The 17960-nt window shown below is 38.8% G+C and carries 15 protein-coding genes; 14 read left to right on the top strand and 1 reads right to left on the bottom strand.

Annotation, left to right across the window (positions count from 1 at the left end; all coding sequences use genetic code 11):
- Positions 1 to 25 precede the first annotated feature (25 nt).
- The 8 genes from ligA (at position 26) to M1F91_RS01840 (ending at position 12232) form a co-directional block, all read left to right on the top strand.
- Positions 26 to 1984 carry an NAD-dependent DNA ligase LigA gene (gene ligA / locus M1F91_RS01875; RefSeq protein WP_247912397.1) on the top strand — a complete coding sequence of 653 codons (1959 nt, stop codon included), beginning with the start codon at positions 26 to 28 and terminating at the stop codon, positions 1982 to 1984.
- Positions 1985 to 2090: 106 nt separating this feature from the next.
- The gene (pulA, locus tag M1F91_RS01870) at positions 2091 to 4373 is read left to right on the top strand and encodes a type I pullulanase (RefSeq protein ID WP_247912396.1); all 2283 of its coding nucleotides are present in this window, start codon (positions 2091 to 2093) and stop codon (positions 4371 to 4373) included.
- A gap of 407 nt (positions 4374 to 4780) precedes the next feature.
- Positions 4781 to 6709 (top strand): 1,4-alpha-glucan branching protein GlgB, encoded by a 1929-nt coding sequence (gene glgB / locus M1F91_RS01865; protein ID WP_247912395.1) that lies wholly within the window; start codon positions 4781 to 4783, stop codon positions 6707 to 6709.
- Positions 6699 to 7841, top strand: coding sequence for a glucose-1-phosphate adenylyltransferase (locus M1F91_RS01860; protein WP_247912394.1), 1143 nt, complete (start codon positions 6699 to 6701; stop codon positions 7839 to 7841). The genes glgB and M1F91_RS01860 overlap by 11 nt, the downstream gene beginning before the upstream one ends.
- Entirely contained in the window at positions 7831 to 8967 is a 1137-nt protein-coding gene (gene glgD, locus M1F91_RS01855) for a glucose-1-phosphate adenylyltransferase subunit GlgD (RefSeq protein WP_247912393.1), read from the top strand. The genes M1F91_RS01860 and glgD overlap by 11 nt, the downstream gene beginning before the upstream one ends.
- Positions 8967 to 10400, top strand: coding sequence for a glycogen synthase GlgA (gene glgA / locus M1F91_RS01850; protein ID WP_247912392.1), 1434 nt, complete (start codon positions 8967 to 8969; stop codon positions 10398 to 10400). The genes glgD and glgA overlap by 1 nt, the downstream gene beginning before the upstream one ends.
- A gap of 62 nt (positions 10401 to 10462) precedes the next feature.
- Positions 10463 to 11104, top strand: a complete 642-nt coding sequence (serB, locus tag M1F91_RS01845; RefSeq protein WP_247912391.1) for a phosphoserine phosphatase SerB — start codon at positions 10463 to 10465, stop codon at positions 11102 to 11104.
- Between the two features lie 18 nt (positions 11105 to 11122).
- Positions 11123 to 12232, top strand: a complete 1110-nt coding sequence (locus tag M1F91_RS01840; protein ID WP_247912390.1) for a glycerate kinase — start codon at positions 11123 to 11125, stop codon at positions 12230 to 12232.
- Positions 12233 to 12234: 2 nt separating this feature from the next.
- Here the strand turns inward: M1F91_RS01840 and M1F91_RS01835 are convergent, their stop codons facing one another.
- Positions 12235 to 12678, bottom strand: coding sequence for a DUF1694 domain-containing protein (locus M1F91_RS01835; RefSeq protein WP_247912389.1), 444 nt, complete (start codon positions 12676 to 12678; stop codon positions 12235 to 12237).
- A 163-nt stretch (positions 12679 to 12841) separates the two neighbouring features.
- Between M1F91_RS01835 and eno the strand changes: the two genes are divergently transcribed.
- From eno to M1F91_RS01805, 6 genes are all read left to right on the top strand, one after another.
- Positions 12842 to 14146, top strand: a complete 1305-nt coding sequence (gene eno / locus M1F91_RS01830; protein ID WP_225750274.1) for a surface-displayed alpha-enolase — start codon at positions 12842 to 12844, stop codon at positions 14144 to 14146.
- 177 nt (positions 14147 to 14323) lie between these two features.
- A complete protein-coding gene (xseA, locus tag M1F91_RS01825; protein WP_247912388.1) occupies positions 14324 to 15664 on the top strand; it encodes an exodeoxyribonuclease VII large subunit in 1341 nt (446 codons plus the stop codon).
- Complete coding sequence (locus M1F91_RS01820; RefSeq protein ID WP_004253516.1) at positions 15642 to 15854, top strand: exodeoxyribonuclease VII small subunit; 213 nt, start codon at positions 15642 to 15644, stop codon at positions 15852 to 15854. The genes xseA and M1F91_RS01820 overlap by 23 nt, the downstream gene beginning before the upstream one ends.
- Positions 15851 to 16726 carry a polyprenyl synthetase family protein gene (locus tag M1F91_RS01815; protein WP_247912387.1) on the top strand — a complete coding sequence of 292 codons (876 nt, stop codon included), beginning with the start codon at positions 15851 to 15853 and terminating at the stop codon, positions 16724 to 16726. Before M1F91_RS01820 ends, M1F91_RS01815 begins: the two co-directional genes overlap by 4 nt.
- Positions 16719 to 17534, top strand: coding sequence for a TlyA family RNA methyltransferase (locus tag M1F91_RS01810; RefSeq protein ID WP_247912386.1), 816 nt, complete (start codon positions 16719 to 16721; stop codon positions 17532 to 17534). The genes M1F91_RS01815 and M1F91_RS01810 overlap by 8 nt, the downstream gene beginning before the upstream one ends.
- Positions 17527 to 17958 (top strand): arginine repressor, encoded by a 432-nt coding sequence (locus M1F91_RS01805; RefSeq protein ID WP_247912385.1) that lies wholly within the window; start codon positions 17527 to 17529, stop codon positions 17956 to 17958. Before M1F91_RS01810 ends, M1F91_RS01805 begins: the two co-directional genes overlap by 8 nt.
- Positions 17959 to 17960: the final 2 nt, after the last annotated feature.

Genomic DNA, 17960 nt, shown 5'->3' with positions numbered 1-17960 from the left:
GTCCTTTTTATGGTAAAATGGTTCTATGAATGAAAGAATGAAAGAGCTCGTTGAGTTGCTCAATCGCTATGCGACAGAGTATTATACAAGTGATAACCCATCTGTATCTGATAGTGAGTATGATCGTCTCTATCGTGAACTGGTAGAGTTAGAAAAAGCTCACCCAGAGCAAATCTTGCCAGATAGTCCAACCCACCGTGTTGGCGGTAAGATTCTAGATGGTTTTGAAAAATATAGTCATCAGTATCCTCTCTATAGTTTGCAGGATGCTTTTTCTCGTGAAGAGCTCGATGCCTTTGATGCGCGTGTTCGTAAAGAATTGGATGATGTTACTTATATCTGTGAGTTGAAAATTGATGGTTTATCGATTTCCTTGACTTATGAGCAAGGAATTTTTGTTGCTGGAGCTACTCGTGGTGATGGTTCAGTCGGTGAGAATATCACAGAAAATCTCAAACGTGTCAAGGACATTCCTTTATCCTTAACAGAGAAATTAGATATCACTGTTCGTGGTGAATGTTATATGCCAAGAGCTTCTTTCAATCAAGTCAATCTTGCTCGTCAAGAAAACGGGGAGCCGGAGTTTGCTAATCCACGAAATGCAGCTGCAGGAACCCTTCGCCAGTTAGATACAGCAGTAGTAGCTAAGCGCAATCTTGCAACTTTCCTCTATCAGGAAGCAAGTCCTTCAACTAGAGACAGCCAAGAGAAGGTTTTAAATCATCTGGAACAGTTGGGCTTTGTGGTTAACCCTAGACGACTATTAGCCCACAGCATGGACGAAGTTTGGGAATTTATCCAAGAAGTAGGTCATGAAAGAGATCAGTTGCCTTATGATATTGACGGTGTTGTTATTAAGGTCAACGACCTAGCTGGTCAAGAGCAACTTGGTTTTACAGTTAAAGCGCCTAAGTGGGCAGTCGCTTATAAGTTCCCTGCAGAAGAAAAAGAAGCAAAATTGCTTTCTGTTGACTGGACAGTAGGAAGAACTGGTGTCGTAACTCCGACTGCTAATCTTACTCCGGTGCAATTGGCAGGTACAACAGTTAGTCGTGCAACGCTTCATAATGTCGACTATATTGCTGAAAAGGATATCCGCAAGGATGATACAGTCATTGTCTACAAGGCAGGCGATATCATACCAGCTGTTTTACGAGTGGTAGAGTCTAAGCGTGTGTCAGAGGAAAAACTAGATATTCCAACAAACTGTCCAAGTTGTGAGAGCAAGCTGTTACACTTTGAAGATGAGGTTGCTCTTCGTTGTATAAACCCACGTTGTCCAGCTCAAATCAAGGAAGGTCTAATTCACTTCGCATCCCGTGATGCCATGAATATCTCTGGCCTTGGTCCATCAATCGTCGAGAAACTTTTTGCTACCAATTTGGTTAAAGATGTTGCAGATATATATCGTTTAACTGAGGAAGATTTTCTCTTGTTAGACGGTATCAAGGAGAAATCAGCTCAAAAACTTTATCAGGCTATTCAAGCTTCTAAAGAAAATTCAGCTGAAAAACTGTTGTTTGGTTTAGGGATTCGTCATGTTGGTAGCAAGGCAAGTCAGTTACTCTTACAACATTTCCATTCAATCGAGTCACTTGCTCAAGCAAATCCTGAAGAAATAGCAAGCATCGAAAGTTTGGGAAGTGTCATTGCTCAAAGTCTCCAATCTTATTTTGAGACTGAGGGTGCAAAAATTATTTTAAGTGAATTGAAAGAATTAGGTGTTAATCTAGACTATAAAGGACAGGTCGTTGCAGCAGATGCTGCTTTATCAGGTCTAACAGTCGTATTGACAGGGAAACTTGAACGTCTTACTCGCTCGGAAGCCAAAAGTAAGCTCGAAAATCTTGGTGCCAAGGTAACGGGTAGCGTATCGAAGAAGACTGACCTTGTGGTAGCAGGAGCCGATGCAGGAAGCAAACTCCAAAAAGCACAAGAACTTGGAATTGAGATTCGAGATGAAGCTTGGTTGGAGAGTTTGTAAGGAATACATAGTCTAGAATAATCATCTATTATTTCTTGCTTCTATCCAAATAAGTAAATCAAGAAATGTTACTATATAAAATAATAATTAGAAATTAGGGAAAAACATGTACAACTATCCTCTACTTATTCATTATCATCGTAAGGATGAAGCATATCAGAGTTGCAACTTTAGTAAATGGCCAGCTGATTCAGTAGAATTTGTTAAAGAGCAAGAATACTTTGGAGAAAAATTTTCATTTACCCAATCAAGTGAAACACCTCTTGAACAAATGGTGTTTACAGTTGATAAAGATGGAGTAAGCAAAGAATATCCTATCCGATTCAATCATTATCCACTCTTAACAGAAGTTTGGATTTTAGATGGAGATGCCACCGTTTATTATTCTGAAAACCCAGCCATTGCAAGTCCACACTATAAAGATCAAAATCCATTTGCTTTTGATAAAGCGATTAACAGCGCTAGTTTTGATCACCACTGGGGTTACCAAGGAGAGTTGGGATGCCAGGTTTCCGAAGAAGAAACAAGCTTTAAACTTTGGTCACCAACAGCAACAACTGTACAAGTTGTAGTTTATGAATCAGCAAGTAATGATGCGGCTATCCTAAAGACTTATGAAATGCAACGTGGTAACAGTTATTCATATAGTCACAAGGATAATACAATTGGCGTTTGGAATTTGACAGTTCCTGAAAGTCTTGCTGGTCGTGCCTATCAATATCAGATTAATTTTCCACATCATCAATCATTGACACGTGATCCATATACCATTGCTACCAGTCCAGATGGCAAACGTTCAGCGATTCTTTCAGAAAAAGAACGTCAAGTTGAAGGTTTTGAAGTTAAGAATGGAACGGAAGCTACTTGGCGATTGGAAAATTCTTGTCAAGCGGTTGTTTACGAAATGCATATTCGTGACTTGACCAAGTCTGAAACTTCTGGTGTTGCTCCAGAATTAAGAGGAACATTCTTGGGTGCTGCCCAGACTGGAACAGTCAATCACTTCGGTCAATCTACTGCATTTGACTACATCAAGGAACTTGGTGTTAACTATGTTCAACTGCAACCAATTGCTGATCGTCACAAAGAGTATGATGCAGATGGAAATGTGATCTACAACTGGGGTTACGATCCACAAAACTACAATGCACCAGAAACCAGCATGTCTACGAATCCAAATGATCCAGGTCAAGTTATCCGCGATTTGAAGACGATGATTCAAGCCTATCATGATGCTGGTATTGGTGTCATCATGGACGTTGTATACAACCATACGTTTTCAACTGTTGATGCCCCATTCCAAACAACAGTCCCAGACTATTATTACCGAATGAACCTCGATGGAAGTTATCAAAATGGTACTGGTGTAGGAAATGAGACTGCTAGTGAACACGAAATGTTCCGTAAGTACATGATTGATTCACTGCTTTATTGGGTGAATGAGTTTAATATTGATGGTTTCCGCTTTGACTTGATGGGAATCCATGATGTTAAAACGATGCAGATGATCCGTTGGGCTATGGATGAAGTTGATCCTAAAATCATCCTTTATGGAGAAGGCTGGGATATGGGAACTGGTCTTGCTCCTTATGATAAGGCTAAGAAAGACAATGCCTATCAATTACCTAATATTGGCTTCTTCAATGATGATCAACGTAATGCGGTAAAAGGTGCTGAAGTTTATGGTGATATCAAATCAGGCTTCGTAAGTGGTGCTGCCACTGAACCAATTGTTGCCAAAGCTATCCTTGGTAGTCGTGAACTGGGCTCTTATCTAAGCCCTAACCAGGTTGTCAACTATGTAGAAGCCCATGATAACTATAACTTGCATGATTTATTAGCGACACTTCATCCAACAGAAGACCAAGCAAGTATCATGAAAAAGGTAGAAACAGCAACTGCAATGAATCTACTCATGCAAGGCATCTCCTTTATGGAACTTGGTCAAGAGTTTGGACGTACCAAACTGGTTCCTACAGGTGAAAACGGTGAGTTGACTCATGATGATCGCGAACGTGCTATGAACAGTTACAATGCTCCAGATGCTGTTAACCAGGTAGACTGGGACTTAATCAATGAGCGTCAAGAAAGCATAGAATTTATTCGTCAGATTATAGGTCTTAAAACAAAGACTAGTGCCTTTTCATACCCTACATACGAGGAAGTATACCGTCACGTCTTTGTTCACACAGCTATTGAAAATAGTGGCTGGATTGTCTATGAGATTCAGGGAACTAAAGAACATTTCTTGGTTGTATTTAATGCCAAAGGTGCATCTTTCTATTATGAAAATGCTGGAAATCTAGAAATGTTGGTAACAAATAGTCGTTCAAACCAAGAAAACACTCTTGATAATGTGAGCGTTGCAGTTATGAATGTTTTAGTTTAAAAAAATAAAACTCAAGATTAATCTTGAGTTTTTTTATATATAAATTTGTCCTAATAAAAAATATGGGAATATTACTAAAAATAGTTGAAAATTTCAGAAAATTTGATAAAATTGTACTTAAGATACTTTATCCGAACAAAAAGTTTTATTCATGAAAATAATGTTAAGTTTTTAAAGTATCTGTTTTGCAAAATTAGCATTGAAAAAAATATTGTAAGTGATTTAATGCTACAAAAACTGATATCAAGGTAGAATATCAATAAATACTGAAAATTTAAGAAATGTCAAGATAATTACTTGAAGATTTTCTAAAAAATATTTATGATAATTCGGAAATTGGTTGAAAGTTTTCTTAAAAGATAGTATAATAGAAATATAGAAAACGCTTACAATATAAAGGGGGATTTATGGATACATTAGAAGCTTTAAGAACTTTTACAACAGGCGAAAATTTCCATCTTCAGCACTATTTGGGCGCACATCGTGAGGAGAAAGACGGGGAATGGGGTTACACATTCCGAGTTTGGGCTCCGAATGCGCAGGCTGTTCATCTAGTCGGTGATTTCACGAATTGGGTTGAAAATCAAATCCCTATGGTTCGAAACGAATCTGGAGTTTGGGAAGTTTTTACAACTTTTGCCCAAGAAGGTCAGATTTATAAATATCATATCACACGGGCTAACGGTCATCAGCTTATGAAGATTGATCCTTTAGCTGTTCGGTATGAAGCACGGCCAGGAACAGGGGCTGTGTTAACAGAAATTCCAGAAAAGAAATGGAAGGATGGACTTTGGTTAGCTCGTAGAAAACGTTTGGGATTCTTCGAAAGACCAGTTAATATTTACGAAGCACATGCTGGTTCGTGGAAACGAAATTCAGATGGAACTCCATATAGTTTTGCTCAATTAAAAGAAGAGTTGATCCCTTACTTAGTTGAAATGAACTACACTCATATAGAGTTTATGCCTTTGATGGCTCACCCGCTTGGTTTGAGTTGGGGCTATCAACTTATGGGATATTTTGGTTTAGAACATTCTTACGGAAGACCAGAAGAGTTTCAAGACTTTGTTGAGGAGTGTCACTTAAACAATATCGGTGTTATCGTGGACTGGGTTCCAGGTCACTTCACAATCAATGATGATGCCTTAGCCTACTATGATGGAACTCCGACTTTTGAATATCAAGACCATAATAAAGCTCATAACTATGGTTGGGGGGCATTAAACTTCGACTTAGGGAAAAACGAAGTACAATCTTTCCTAATTTCTAGCATTAAGTTCTGGATTGATTTTTATCATTTAGATGGTATCCGTGTAGATGCCGTAAGTAATATCCTTTATCTTGATTATGATAATGCACCTTGGACACCAAATAAAGACGGTGGAAATCTTAACTACGAAGGCTATTATTTCCTTCAGCGTTTAAATACTGTTATTAAGCTAGCTCACCCTGATGTTATGATGATTGCAGAAGAAAGCTCTTCGGCAACTAAAATAACAGGTCCGAAAGAGATGGGTGGTCTTGGATTTGACTACAAGTGGAACATGGGCTGGATGAATGATATCTTACGTTTCTACGAAGAAGATCCAATTTACCGCAAGTATGATTTTAACCTTGTAACCTTCAGTTTTATGTATGTCTTTAATGAAAATTATCTCCTACCATTCTCACATGATGAGGTTGTACATGGTAAGAAGAGTATGATGCATAAGATGTGGGGGGATCGTTACAATCAATTTGCAGGCCTTAGAAACCTTTATACTTATCAAATTTGCCACCCTGGTAAGAAATTGCTCTTTATGGGTAGCGAATTCGGTCAATTCTTAGAGTGGAAATCAGAAGAGCAATTAGAATGGTCAAACCTTGAAGATCCAATGAATGCCAAGATGAAATACTTCACATCTCAGTTGAATCAACTTTATAAGGACCACCGTTGTCTTTGGGAAATTGATACAAGCTATGATGGAATTGAAATTATCGATGCAGATAATAGAGATCAGAGTGTTCTTTCCTTTATTCGTAAAGGAAAGAAAGGCGAGATGCTAGTCTGTGTCTTTAATATGGCACCAGTCGAACGACCTGATTTCACAATTGGACTGCCAGTTGCAGGTGTGTATGAAGAAATTTGGAATACAGAGTTGGAACAATGGGGTGGTGTGTGGAAAGAGCATAACCAAACCGTTCAAACTCAAGAAGGGTTATGGAAGGATTATGAGCAGACATTGACCTTTACCTTGCCAGCTTTGGGGGCAAGTATCTGGAAAATCAAACGTCGCTTAAAACCCGCTAAAAAAGAATCAAATAAATCTCAAAAAGGAGTAGAAAATGAAGAATGAAATGCTAGCTTTAATCCTTGCCGGTGGGCAAGGAACTCGTCTCGGTAAACTCACTCAAAGCATTGCAAAACCTGCTGTGCAATTTGGTGGGCGCTATCGTATCATTGACTTTGCTCTTTCTAACTGTGCCAACTCTGGTATCCACAATGTTGGGGTTATCACACAGTATCAACCTCTTGCTCTTAACAATCACATCGGAAACGGTTCTAGTTGGGGTCTTGATGTAATTGATTCAGGTGTTTCTATCCTTCAACCTTACTCTGCAAGTGAAGGAAATCGTTGGTTCGAAGGTACAAGTCATGCGATTTACCAAAATATTGACTATATCGATAGCATTAATCCTGAGTATGTTTTGATTCTTTCAGGAGACCATATCTACAAGATGGACTATGATGATATGCTCCAATCACACAAGGATAACAATGCCAGCTTGACAGTAGCTGTCTTGGATGTACCACTAAAAGAAGCTAGTCGTTTCGGTATCATGAATACAGATGCTAATAATCGCATTGTTGAATTCGAAGAAAAACCTGCCCAACCAAAATCAACCAAGGCATCAATGGGGATTTATATCTTTGACTGGAAACGACTTCGCAACATGCTAGTTGCTGCTGAAAAGGCTAATCTAGATATGTCTGATTTCGGAAAGAATGTTATTCCAAATTATCTTGAGACAGGTGAAAGTGTCTATGCTTATGAATTCAATGGATACTGGAAGGATGTTGGTACAATCGAATCTCTTTGGGAAGCAAATATGGAATACATCTCTCCAGAAAATGCTCTAGACAGCCGAAATCGTCAATGGAAAATTTATTCTCGTAACCTTATCGCTCCACCAAACTACCTTGGAGAATTTGCTCAAGTAGAAGACTCTCTAGTAGTAGATGGATGTTACGTGAATGGTACTGTAAAACATTCCATTCTTTCTACAGCTGCTCAAGTTCGTAAGGGAGCAGAAGTTGTTGATTCTGTCATCATGAGTGGAGCAGTTATCGGTAGAGGTGCTAAAATTACACGTGCAATCATCGGTGAAGGTGCAATTATTGCCGATGGTGTTGAAATTGATGGTACAGAAGAAGTACAAGTAGTCGGATATAACGAAGTAGTGGGGGTAGCAACAGATGAAGATTGATAAATATTCAGCGATTTTAGGAAATACCGTTGGTTTCCATGATATGTCAACCTTGACAAGTAACCGTCCAGTGGCAAGTTTGCCATTTGGAGGAAAGTATCGCTTGATTGACTTCCCACTCTCAAGTTTAGCAAATGCTGGTGTTCGAAGTGTCTTTGGAATCTTCCAACAAGATAACATCAGCTCTGTATTTGACCACATTCGTTCAGGACGTGAATGGGGCTTGAATACCCTTCTTAGCCACTACTATCTTGGAATCTACAACACTCGTGTGGAAAGTAGTACTGTTGGTAAAGAGTATTATCAACAACTCTTGACTTATTTAAAACGTTCTGGATCTAACCAAACGGTTTCCTTGAACTGTGACGTTTTGGTAAATATTGATCTTACTCAGGTTTTCCATTTGCATAATACTACAAAATCTCCTATTACGGTTGTTTATAAGAAACTACCTAAAAAGGATATTTCAGAAGTAAATGCTATCCTAGATATTGATGAAACTGACCACGTGCTCTCTCACAAACTCTTCGATAAAAAAGCTGAACAAGAATACTACAACATGTCAACGGATATCTTTGTTGTAGATACTCAATGGTTGATTGAACGTCTGGAAGAAGAAGCTCAGAAAGAACACCCAGAAAAACTACGTTATGTTTTACGTGACTTAGCAGCGGAATCAGGCGCTTTTGCATATGAGTATACTGGTTACTTAGCTAATATTCATTCTGTAGAAACATACTACCAAGCCAATATTGATATGCTTGATCTGCATAAATTCTACTCTTTATTCTCTCCAAATCAAAAGATTCACACAAAGGTGAAAAACGAAGAACCAACTTATTATGCACCTGGTTGTGAAGTAAATACTTCGCAGTTTGCTTCTGGTAGTATTGTCGAAGGTAAGGTTGTTCGTTCAGTTGTCTCGCGTAATGTTCAAATTCATAAAGATAGCTTAGTTAAAGAATCTATTGTTTTCCCTCGTGTTGTCATTGGTGAAGGTGCTCAAGTTGAGTATGCAATTATTGATAAGGGTGCTGAAGTAGCTGATGGAGTTGTTATTCGTGGTACAGCAGAAAATCCTGTTGTCATCAAAAAAGGTGAAAAAGTAACAGAGGACATTCTTTAATGAAAATTTTATTTGTAGCAGCCGAAGGAGCCCCTTTTTCTAAAACAGGTGGCTTGGGAGATGTTATTGGGGCTCTTCCAAAATCATTAGTTAAAGCTGGTCATGAAGTTGCTGTTATCCTACCGTACTATGACATGGTGGAATCCAAGTTTGGTGATCAAATTGAAGATGTTCTTCAATTTGAAGTATACGTTGGTTGGCGTAGACAATTTTGTGGCATTAAGAAGACTGTTTTAAATGGTGTTACTTTCTACTTTATTGACAACCAGTATTATTTCTTCCGTGGTCATGTGTATGGTGATTTCGATGATGGTGAACGTTTTGCCTTCTTCCAACTTGCGGCTCTGGAGGCTATGGAGCGTATTGGATTTATTCCAGATGTTCTTCATGCTCATGATTATCATACAGCTATGATTCCTTTCTTGTTGAAGGAAAAATACAGATGGATTCAAACCTATCAAAACATTAAGACTGTCTTAACGATCCATAATTTGGAATTCCAAGGTCAATTCTCTGAAGGTATGCTTTGGGATTTGTTCCGAGTTGGATTTGAACGCTATGCGGATGGTACAGTTCGCTGGAATGACTGCCTGAACTGGATGAAGGCTGGTATCCTCTATGCAGATCGTGTATCTACTGTATCGCCAAGCTATGCTTATGAAATCATGACAACAGAGTTTGGATGTGGTTTGGATCAAATTCTTCGAATGGAGTCTGGTAAGGTTTCTGGTATTGTAAATGGAATCGATACGGATCTTTATAATCCAGAAACGGATCCTTTGTTGGATTATCATTTTAATAAATCAGACCTATCAGGAAAAGCTCAGAATAAAGCTAAACTTCAAGAGAAAGTTGGTCTTCCAGTTCGTCCCGATGTTCCAATGATTGGTATTGTGTCGCGTTTGACAAGACAGAAAGGGTTTGATGTCGTCGTTGAAGGTTTGCATCGCATGCTTCAAGAAGATGTTCAAATCGTTCTCTTGGGTACAGGTGATCCTGGTTTTGAACAAGCCTTCTCATGGTTTGGTCAAGTATTCCCAGATAAACTTTCTGCCAATATTACCTTTGATGTCAAGCTAGCACAAGAAATTTATGCAGCCTGTGATATTTTCCTCATGCCAAGTCGTTTTGAACCTTGTGGACTTTCTCAAATGATGGCTATGCGTTATGGAACATTACCACTTGTTCATGAGGTAGGCGGGTTGAGAGATACTGTTCAACCGTTTAATCCAATTGAAGGAACGGGTACAGGATTTAGTTTTGACAACTTGACGTCATACTGGCTTAACTGGGCTCTTCAAACTGCTTTGGATGTCTATTATAATCATCCGGATGTTTGGAAGAAACTTCAAGTCCAAGCTATGGAATGTGACTTCTCTTGGGATACAGCTTGTCAGTCTTACCTTGATTTGTATCACAGCTTAGCAAATTAAATAAATAAAATCGTATGATGCTTTCATACGATTTTTTGAGATGATGAAAGTATGGGGAATAAATGAACAAAGCTAGAGGAATCTGTGTCCTAGATGTTGATGGAACTCTAATAGAAGAAGAGGTTATTGATTTATTAGGGAAAGAGGCAGAGTGCGAAGAAGAAGTAGCCCTGCTAACAGCTCAAGCTATGAGAGGAGAATTAGACTTCGAAGCAAGTTTAAAAAGTCGTGTTTCTCTTCTTAAAGGTCTCTCTATCAATGTTTTTGATAAGATTTATCATGAACTTCACCTTAGTAAAAACGCTACCAATTTTATTAAAGTTCTTCAAGAAAATCAGATAGAAGTCGGCTTAGTATCAGGCGGATTTACCACTGTTGTAGAAAGATTAGCAAAAGATTTGGGTATTTCATTATATACTGCTAATCAACTGGAAATTAAAGATGATCATTTAACTGGAAATCTAATTGGCCCTATTATAAGCAGAGAAGTAAAAGAAGCAACCCTCGTGAGATGGGCTGAAGAATTAGAAGTGCCTTTTGATAGAACGATTGCAATCGGTGATGGAGCTAATGACTTAAAAATGCTTAAAAGTGCAGGACTTGGAATAGCCTTTTGTGCCAAGGATATTGTGAAAAAGGAAATAAATCTTCAGGTAGATGAGAGAGATTTTGGGAAAGTTTTGGAAATGATAGACTTCCTTTAGATAGAAAGAGGAATCAAAATGAAAGTTGTTATCGCGCCGGACTCTTTCAAAGAGAGTCTACCTGCAAACGAAGTAGCAGAAGCTATAAAAAGAGGATTTAAAAGGGTGATACCGGATGCTGAATGTCTACTTTTACCTGTTGGTGATGGAGGCGAAGGGACAGTAGACGCCATTAAAAGTTCTCTAGGTTTGGAAGAAAAAACAGTCCAGGTAACTGGACCTTTTGGTGATGAGGTTTTGATGTCTTACTTTCAAAAAAGAGAATTAGCTCTATTTGAAGTTGCAAATTTAGTAGGTCTTGCTAAAATCCCTTTTGAAAAACGTAATCCTCTAGAGATTCAAACAAAGGGAATTGGCCAACTTATTCTCCATTTGATAGAACAAGGAATCAAAGATATCTACGTTGGTGTCGGTGGTACGGCTAGTAATGATGGTGGAATTGGCATTGCTTCAGGACTTGGTTACCAGTTTTATGACAAAAACGGAATTGTACTTCAAGCAAATGGTCAATCACTATTTGATATCAGGAAAATTTTGAAGGAGGGAGTAATTCAAATTCCTTCTGATGTACATATAAAAATACTTGCAGATGTTACCAATCCGCTTTGTGGACCTCAGGGTGCTACCTTTACATTTGGGAAACAAAAGGGATTGGATCCATCTAAATTTAAAGAAGTTGATGCTGCTATTAAAGACTTCTATAGTAAAGTTGAACCCGAAATATTAAAATTAGATGGTGCAGGAGCAGGTGGTGGAATTGCAGCTGGTTTGTGTGTCTTTGCTGGAGCAGAGATTGTATCTGGTATCCAAACATGTTTAGATTTAGTGAAATTTGATGAACAGGTCGCAGATGCGGATCTCGTTATCGTTGGTGAAGGTAGGTTGGATACTCAAAGTTTGGCAGGTAAGGCACCAATCGGTGTAGCAAAAAGAACACCTAGAGGTGTTCCAGTTCTTGCTATTTGTGGTAGTTTATCAGAGGATTTACCACCCTTACCATTTGAGAATATGGTCGCAGCTTTTTCCATACTTGAAAAAAGCGAACCGTTAGCAGACAGTCTAAAAAAAGCAGCTGTTTATCTAGAAAATACAGCTGCAAGCATCGCACGAATCATGTCTTTGAGATAGAGTTAACCAAACCATTTTTTCCAGAGAGAAGTAGGAGCTTTCGTCTCTTTCTCTTGCCATAAGTCTGAAAAGGCCTTTCGGAGGTCTTTTTCACTTGTTTGAACCGGAACATCGCTATGGATAACCAGTCCGAAAGGAGAAGAGTTGTGATCTTCCGAAACGATAGTCGCTTGGCAGTCAGCATCTTTGGCTTGTTTTAGATAAAAGACTTGTTTGTCAAATTCAACTTGAGGAGAAATTTTGACAAATAGAGGCTCAGTTTCTTTTTTAAAAGTCTCCAAAATTGTTAAAAAACCTCTTTGTAATTTGTCATCATTCGCAGTAGCGAGTTCAGCGTAGCCAAGAACACGTTCTTCAAAGGTACCAAGAAAACGTCTTTGTTCGTCGGGATTTAATTTAAGCCCGCCATGAGCTTTTTCTAATATTTGTTTTGATATATCAGTCATAAATATAGTATATCATAAAAGTCTATAGATAAGGCAGAAAAGAAAGCGATTACTTAATAAACTTAAGGAAAATTTGCACAAAGATAACGTTTTTTCTTGAAAAAGGTATCTTTTTGATGTATCATAGAGGTGTAAAATAATTTAACTCAAAGGAGAGTAAAAAATGTCAATTATTACTGATGTTTACGCTCGCGAAGTCCTAGACTCACGCGGTAACCCAACACTTGAAGTAGAAGTTTATACTGAATCAGGTGCTTTCGGACGTGGTATGGTTCCATCAGGAGCTTCTACTGGTGAACACGAAGCAGTTGAACTTCGCGACGGTGACAAATCTCGTTACGGTGGTCTTGGTACACAAAAAGCTGTTGACAACGTAAATAACATTATTGCTGAAGCTATTATCGGCTACGATGTACGTGATCAACAAGCTATCGACCGTGCTATGATCGCTCTTGACGGTACTCCTAACAAAGGTAAATTGGGTGCAAACGCAATCCTTGGTGTGTCAATCGCTGTAGCTCGCGCTGCTGCTGACTACCTTGAAATCCCACTTTACAGCTACCTTGGTGGATTCAACACTAAAGTTCTTCCAACTCCAATGATGAACATCATCAATGGTGGATCTCACTCAGATGCTCCAATCGCTTTCCAAGAATTCATGATTGTACCTGCTGGTGCACCTACATTCAAAGAAGCTCTTCGTTGGGGTGCTGAAATCTTCCACGCACTTAAGAAAATCCTTAAATCACGTGGTTTGGAAACTGCCGTAGGTGACGAAGGTGGATTCGCTCCTCGTTTCGACGGAACTGAAGATGGTGTAGAAACAATCCTTGCTGCTATCGAAGCTGCTGGTTATGTTCCAGGTAAAGACGTATTTATCGGATTTGACTGTGCATCATCAGAATTCTACGATAAAGAACGCAAAGTTTACGATTACACTAAATTCGAAGGTGAAGGAGCTGCTGTCCGCACTGCTGCTGAACAAATCGACTACCTTGAAGAATTGGTAAACAAATACCCAATCATCACTATCGAAGATGGTATGGACGAAAACGACTGGGACGGTTGGAAAGCTCTTACTGAACGTCTTGGTGGTAAAGTTCAATTGGTTGGTGACGACTTCTTCGTAACAAATACTGACTACCTTTCACGTGGTATCGAAGAAGGTGCTGCTAACTCAATCCTTATCAAAGTTAACCAAATCGGTACTCTTACTGAAACATTCGACGCTATCGAAATGGCGAAAGAAGCTGGTTACACTGCCGTTGTATCACACCGTTCAGGTGAAACTGAAGATTCAACAATCGCTGACATCGCAGTTGCAACAAACGCAGGACAAATCAAGACTGGTTCACTTTCACGTACTGACCGTATCGCTAAATACAACCAATTGCTTCGCATCGAAGATCAACTTGGTGAAGTAGCTGAATACCGTGGATTGAAATCATTCTACAACTTGAAAAAATAAAATAGTTCAGTGAACTAATTAAAGCCCTTGGATTTTTCCGAGGGCTTTTGTATATTATTAGACAAGCTCAAAGAAATCCAATCTTGTTTTCGTATTCTAGAGGTGAAAAGAGAGATTTTTAAACGGTTTTTTGGTATAATAATACCTAGGAAAAACTAGAGAAAGAAGGAGGTTGAGATGGAAAAGTATTTGTCGGTAACAACTTTGACTAAGTATCTGAAAATGAAATTCGATAAAGACCCATACTTGGAGAGGGTCTATTTAACTGGTCAGGTTTCTAACTTCCGCAAGCGTCCAACTCATCAATATTTTTCTCTAAAAGATGATCGAGCTGTAATCCAAGCGACTATTTGGTCAGGTATTTATCAGAAACTAGGTTTTGATTTGGAAGAAGGAATGAAGATCAATGTTATCGGTCGTGTCCAAGTCTATGAACCAAGTGGGAGCTACTCTATCATCATTGAAAAGGCAGAGCCTGATGGTGTAGGGGCTCTTGCGATTCAGTTCGAACAATTAAAAAAGAAATTATCAGAAGAAGGCCTTTTTCAAGAACGCTTTAAACAAGCAATCCCTCAGTTTGCAAAACGCTTCGGGGTTGTGACTAGTCGTAGTGGTGCTGTTATACAGGATATTATTACTACCGTTAGCAGACGTTTCCCAGGGGTTGAGATTGTTTTATATCCTACCAAGGTTCAAGGCGAAGGGGCAGCAGAGGAGATTGCCCGTAACATTGCTAGAGCTAATGAACGAGAAGACTTGGATGTTCTTATCATTGGTCGTGGTGGTGGATCAATTGAGGATCTTTGGGCTTTTAACGAAGAGATTGTAGTGCGTTCTATCTTTGAATCGCGCCTTCCTATTATTTCAAGTGTGGGCCACGAAACAGATGTAACCTTGGCTGATTTTGTTGCCGACAAGAGAGCAGCAACACCAACTGCTGCAGCAGAGTTAGCTACACCTGTGACTAAGTTAGATCTACTGACCTACCTTAAAAATCAAGAGAAACGAATGGCTACTGCTGTACAAAATACTTTATCAAAGAAAAAAGAAGCCTTGAGAGGGCTTAGTCAATCAGTCATTTTCAGGCAACCAGAGCGTTTATATGATGGATATCTGCAACGCTTGGATCAGTTAGTACTTCGACTGAAGCAGGGATTGAATGGTGAGTTAGTTAGAAATCAACAGAAGGTTCAAGTTCAAATTCACCGTTTGGAGCAATTATCTCCAAATGTCAAGATTCAGCGCTACCAAGACCGTATTCAACAATTACAAAAATTAATGCGTAGCCAGATGGCTGTGATCTATGATGCCAAGGTTGCTGAACTAAAACGCTTGTCAGAAGCTTTACTCATGTTAGATACGAGTCGTATCGTAGCAAGGGGTTATGCGATTGTTAAAAAAGAGGATACCGTGGTATCTTCAGCAAATGATTTGAAAAAAAATGACCAGGTGATGTTGATGATGCGAGATGGTCAGGTAGAATTAGAGGTTAAAGATGTCAAAACAGAAGAAATTTGAAGATAATTTAGCAGAGCTTGAGACTATTGTTCAGAGTTTAGAAAATGGTGAAATTGCTTTAGAAGATGCTATTACTGCATTTCAAAAAGGAATGGTTCTTTCAAAAGAATTGCAAGCAACACTTGATAAAGCAGAAAAGACCCTGGTTAAAGTTATGCAAGAAGATGGAACAGAAAGCGAACTTCTATGAACAAGCAAGAAAAATTAGCTTTGGTTGAGTCAGCTCTTGAGGAGTTTTATGGAGACCAGCAATTAGCTGCTAATCTCAGAGAAGCTGTTCTCTATTCTATCCATGCAGGTGGGAAAAGGATCCGTCCTTATCTACTTTTAGAAGTTTTGGAGTCTTTGCAGGTGCCAATCACTATAGCTCATGCCCAGGTTGCAGCAGCGCTTGAGATGATTCACACAGGAAGCTTAATTCATGATGATCTTCCTGCTATGGATGATGATGATTTTCGTCGTGGGCGTTTAACCAACCATAAGAAGTTTGGTGAAGCACTAGCAATTTTAGCAGGAGATGCCCTCTTTTTAGATCCTTATGCTTTGATAGCGCAAGCAGACTTGCCAAACGAAATTAAGGTAGATTTAATAGCTACTTTGTCCCTTTCTTCTGGAAGTATGGGGATGGTCGCTGGCCAAGTTTTGGATATGGAAGGTGAAGGTAAACATTTAAACCTAGAAGAACTTCAGACCATCCATGCTAATAAAACTGGTAAACTCTTAGCCTTCCCTTTTCAAGCGGCAGGAGTTATTGCAGGATTGGATGAAAATCTTCAAAAACAGTTGAAAACAGTTGGAGAGCTGATTGGGCTTGCTTTTCAAGTGAGAGATGATATCCTTGATGTTACTGCTAGTTTTGAGGAAATTGGTAAAACACCACAAAAAGATTTGCAAGCTGAGAAATCAACCTATCCTGCTTTGTTAGGATTGGATGAGGCAAAAATTTTTTGTAACCGAACTTTGGATCAGGCTAATGAAAAATTAGACGTGATTAGCCAATTAGTCGACTTTGATAAAGAACCAATCGTAAAAATAGTAGAAAGTTTGAGAATCAATGCCTAAGGAAAGAGTAGATGTACTTGCCTACAAACAAGGTTTATTTGAAACAAGAGAACAGGCTAAGCGGGGCGTAATGGCTGGCTTAGTGATTGCAGTCCTTAATGGTGAGCGTTTTGATAAACCAGGAGAAAAAATTCCTGATGATACTGAATTAAAACTCAAGGGTGAGAAACTCAAGTATGTGAGCCGAGGCGGCTTGAAACTTGAGAAAGCTTTAGAAAAATTTGACATATCAGTTGAAGGCAAAACGACCATTGACATCGGAGCATCTACAGGTGGCTTTACGGATGTTATGCTTCAAAATGGTGCAAAACTGGTTTATGCCGTTGATGTTGGGACCAATCAGCTAGCCTGGAAATTACGCCAAGATTCACGTGTTATCAGCATGGAGCAATTTAACTTTCGTTATGCTGAAAAAAATGACTTTGAAGAAGAGCCAAGTTTCGCAAGTATTGATGTGAGTTTTATTTCTTTGAGTCTCATTTTACCGGCTCTACATAGAATATTGGTCGACCAAGGGGAAGTTGTTGCACTTATAAAACCACAGTTTGAAGCAGGACGAGAACAGATTGGTAAAAATGGAATTATCAGAGATGCCAAAGTTCACCAAAATGTTTTAGAATCAGTTACTAAAATGGCAGTTGATGAAGGATTCTCAGTCTTAGGATTGGATTTCTCTCCTATTCAAGGTGGACATGGGAATATTGAGTTTCTTGCTTATTTACGTAAAGAAGAACATGCAAGCAAGCAAGTAGTTTCTGAAATAGAGAAAGTAGTAGAAAAAGCGCATAGAGAGTTTAAAGATGAATAAAAAAGAAAGACTTGAAAAGATTAGAAGATTTGTGACTGATTATCAAATCGGCACACAAGAAGAAATCGTTGAACATTTGAAAGAAGCAGGGATTTCTGCCACTCAAGCAACTGTTTCACGTGATATCAAAGAATTAGGAATTGTAAAAATTCCTTTGAAAGACAATACATATGTCTATGAATTACCAAAGTCAGTAGTTAAAAGTTTACAGTTAGCTGAGAACAATATCGAAAGTTTCGAAAGAATGGGGAATCTCATCAACTTAGATGTTATTCCTGGGAATACAATTTTTGTTAAAAGTCAATTGACTCAAACATTTTCGGATATGATTTTTAGCTGTTTAGCAGATGATAACTCAATTTTAATTGTGGCGCGAACTGAAGAAGCAGCTGTAGAGATTGTTGAACAAGTTAAAAAGTGGTAGGA

It is taken from the genome of Streptococcus sp. oral taxon 431 (genome assembly GCF_023110115.1).
GTDB lineage: Bacteria > Bacillota > Bacilli > Lactobacillales > Streptococcaceae > Streptococcus.
The sequence above is the reverse complement of the archived record's forward strand: the minus strand, read 5'-3'. Positions and strand labels throughout refer to the sequence as shown.

What these genes read in the sequence shown, in the direction of transcription:
- ligA (WP_247912397.1), top strand. Translation starts at nt 26, where the DNA reads ATGAATGAAAGAATGAAAGAGCTCGTTGAGTTGCTCAATCGCTATGCG.
- pulA (WP_247912396.1), top strand. Translation starts at nt 2,091, where the DNA reads ATGTACAACTATCCTCTACTTATTCATTATCATCGTAAGGATGAAGCA.
- glgB (WP_247912395.1), top strand. Translation starts at nt 4,781, where the DNA reads ATGGATACATTAGAAGCTTTAAGAACTTTTACAACAGGCGAAAATTTC.
- M1F91_RS01860 (WP_247912394.1), top strand. Translation starts at nt 6,699, where the DNA reads ATGAAGAATGAAATGCTAGCTTTAATCCTTGCCGGTGGGCAAGGAACT.
- glgD (WP_247912393.1), top strand. Translation starts at nt 7,831, where the DNA reads ATGAAGATTGATAAATATTCAGCGATTTTAGGAAATACCGTTGGTTTC.
- glgA (WP_247912392.1), top strand. Translation starts at nt 8,967, where the DNA reads ATGAAAATTTTATTTGTAGCAGCCGAAGGAGCCCCTTTTTCTAAAACA.
- serB (WP_247912391.1), top strand. Translation starts at nt 10,463, where the DNA reads ATGAACAAAGCTAGAGGAATCTGTGTCCTAGATGTTGATGGAACTCTA.
- M1F91_RS01840 (WP_247912390.1), top strand. Translation starts at nt 11,123, where the DNA reads ATGAAAGTTGTTATCGCGCCGGACTCTTTCAAAGAGAGTCTACCTGCA.
- M1F91_RS01835 (WP_247912389.1), bottom strand. Translation starts at nt 12,678, where the DNA reads ATGACTGATATATCAAAACAAATATTAGAAAAAGCTCATGGCGGGCTT.
- eno (WP_225750274.1), top strand. Translation starts at nt 12,842, where the DNA reads ATGTCAATTATTACTGATGTTTACGCTCGCGAAGTCCTAGACTCACGC.
- xseA (WP_247912388.1), top strand. Translation starts at nt 14,324, where the DNA reads ATGGAAAAGTATTTGTCGGTAACAACTTTGACTAAGTATCTGAAAATG.
- M1F91_RS01820 (WP_004253516.1), top strand. Translation starts at nt 15,642, where the DNA reads ATGTCAAAACAGAAGAAATTTGAAGATAATTTAGCAGAGCTTGAGACT.
- M1F91_RS01815 (WP_247912387.1), top strand. Translation starts at nt 15,851, where the DNA reads ATGAACAAGCAAGAAAAATTAGCTTTGGTTGAGTCAGCTCTTGAGGAG.
- M1F91_RS01810 (WP_247912386.1), top strand. Translation starts at nt 16,719, where the DNA reads ATGCCTAAGGAAAGAGTAGATGTACTTGCCTACAAACAAGGTTTATTT.
- M1F91_RS01805 (WP_247912385.1), top strand. Translation starts at nt 17,527, where the DNA reads ATGAATAAAAAAGAAAGACTTGAAAAGATTAGAAGATTTGTGACTGAT.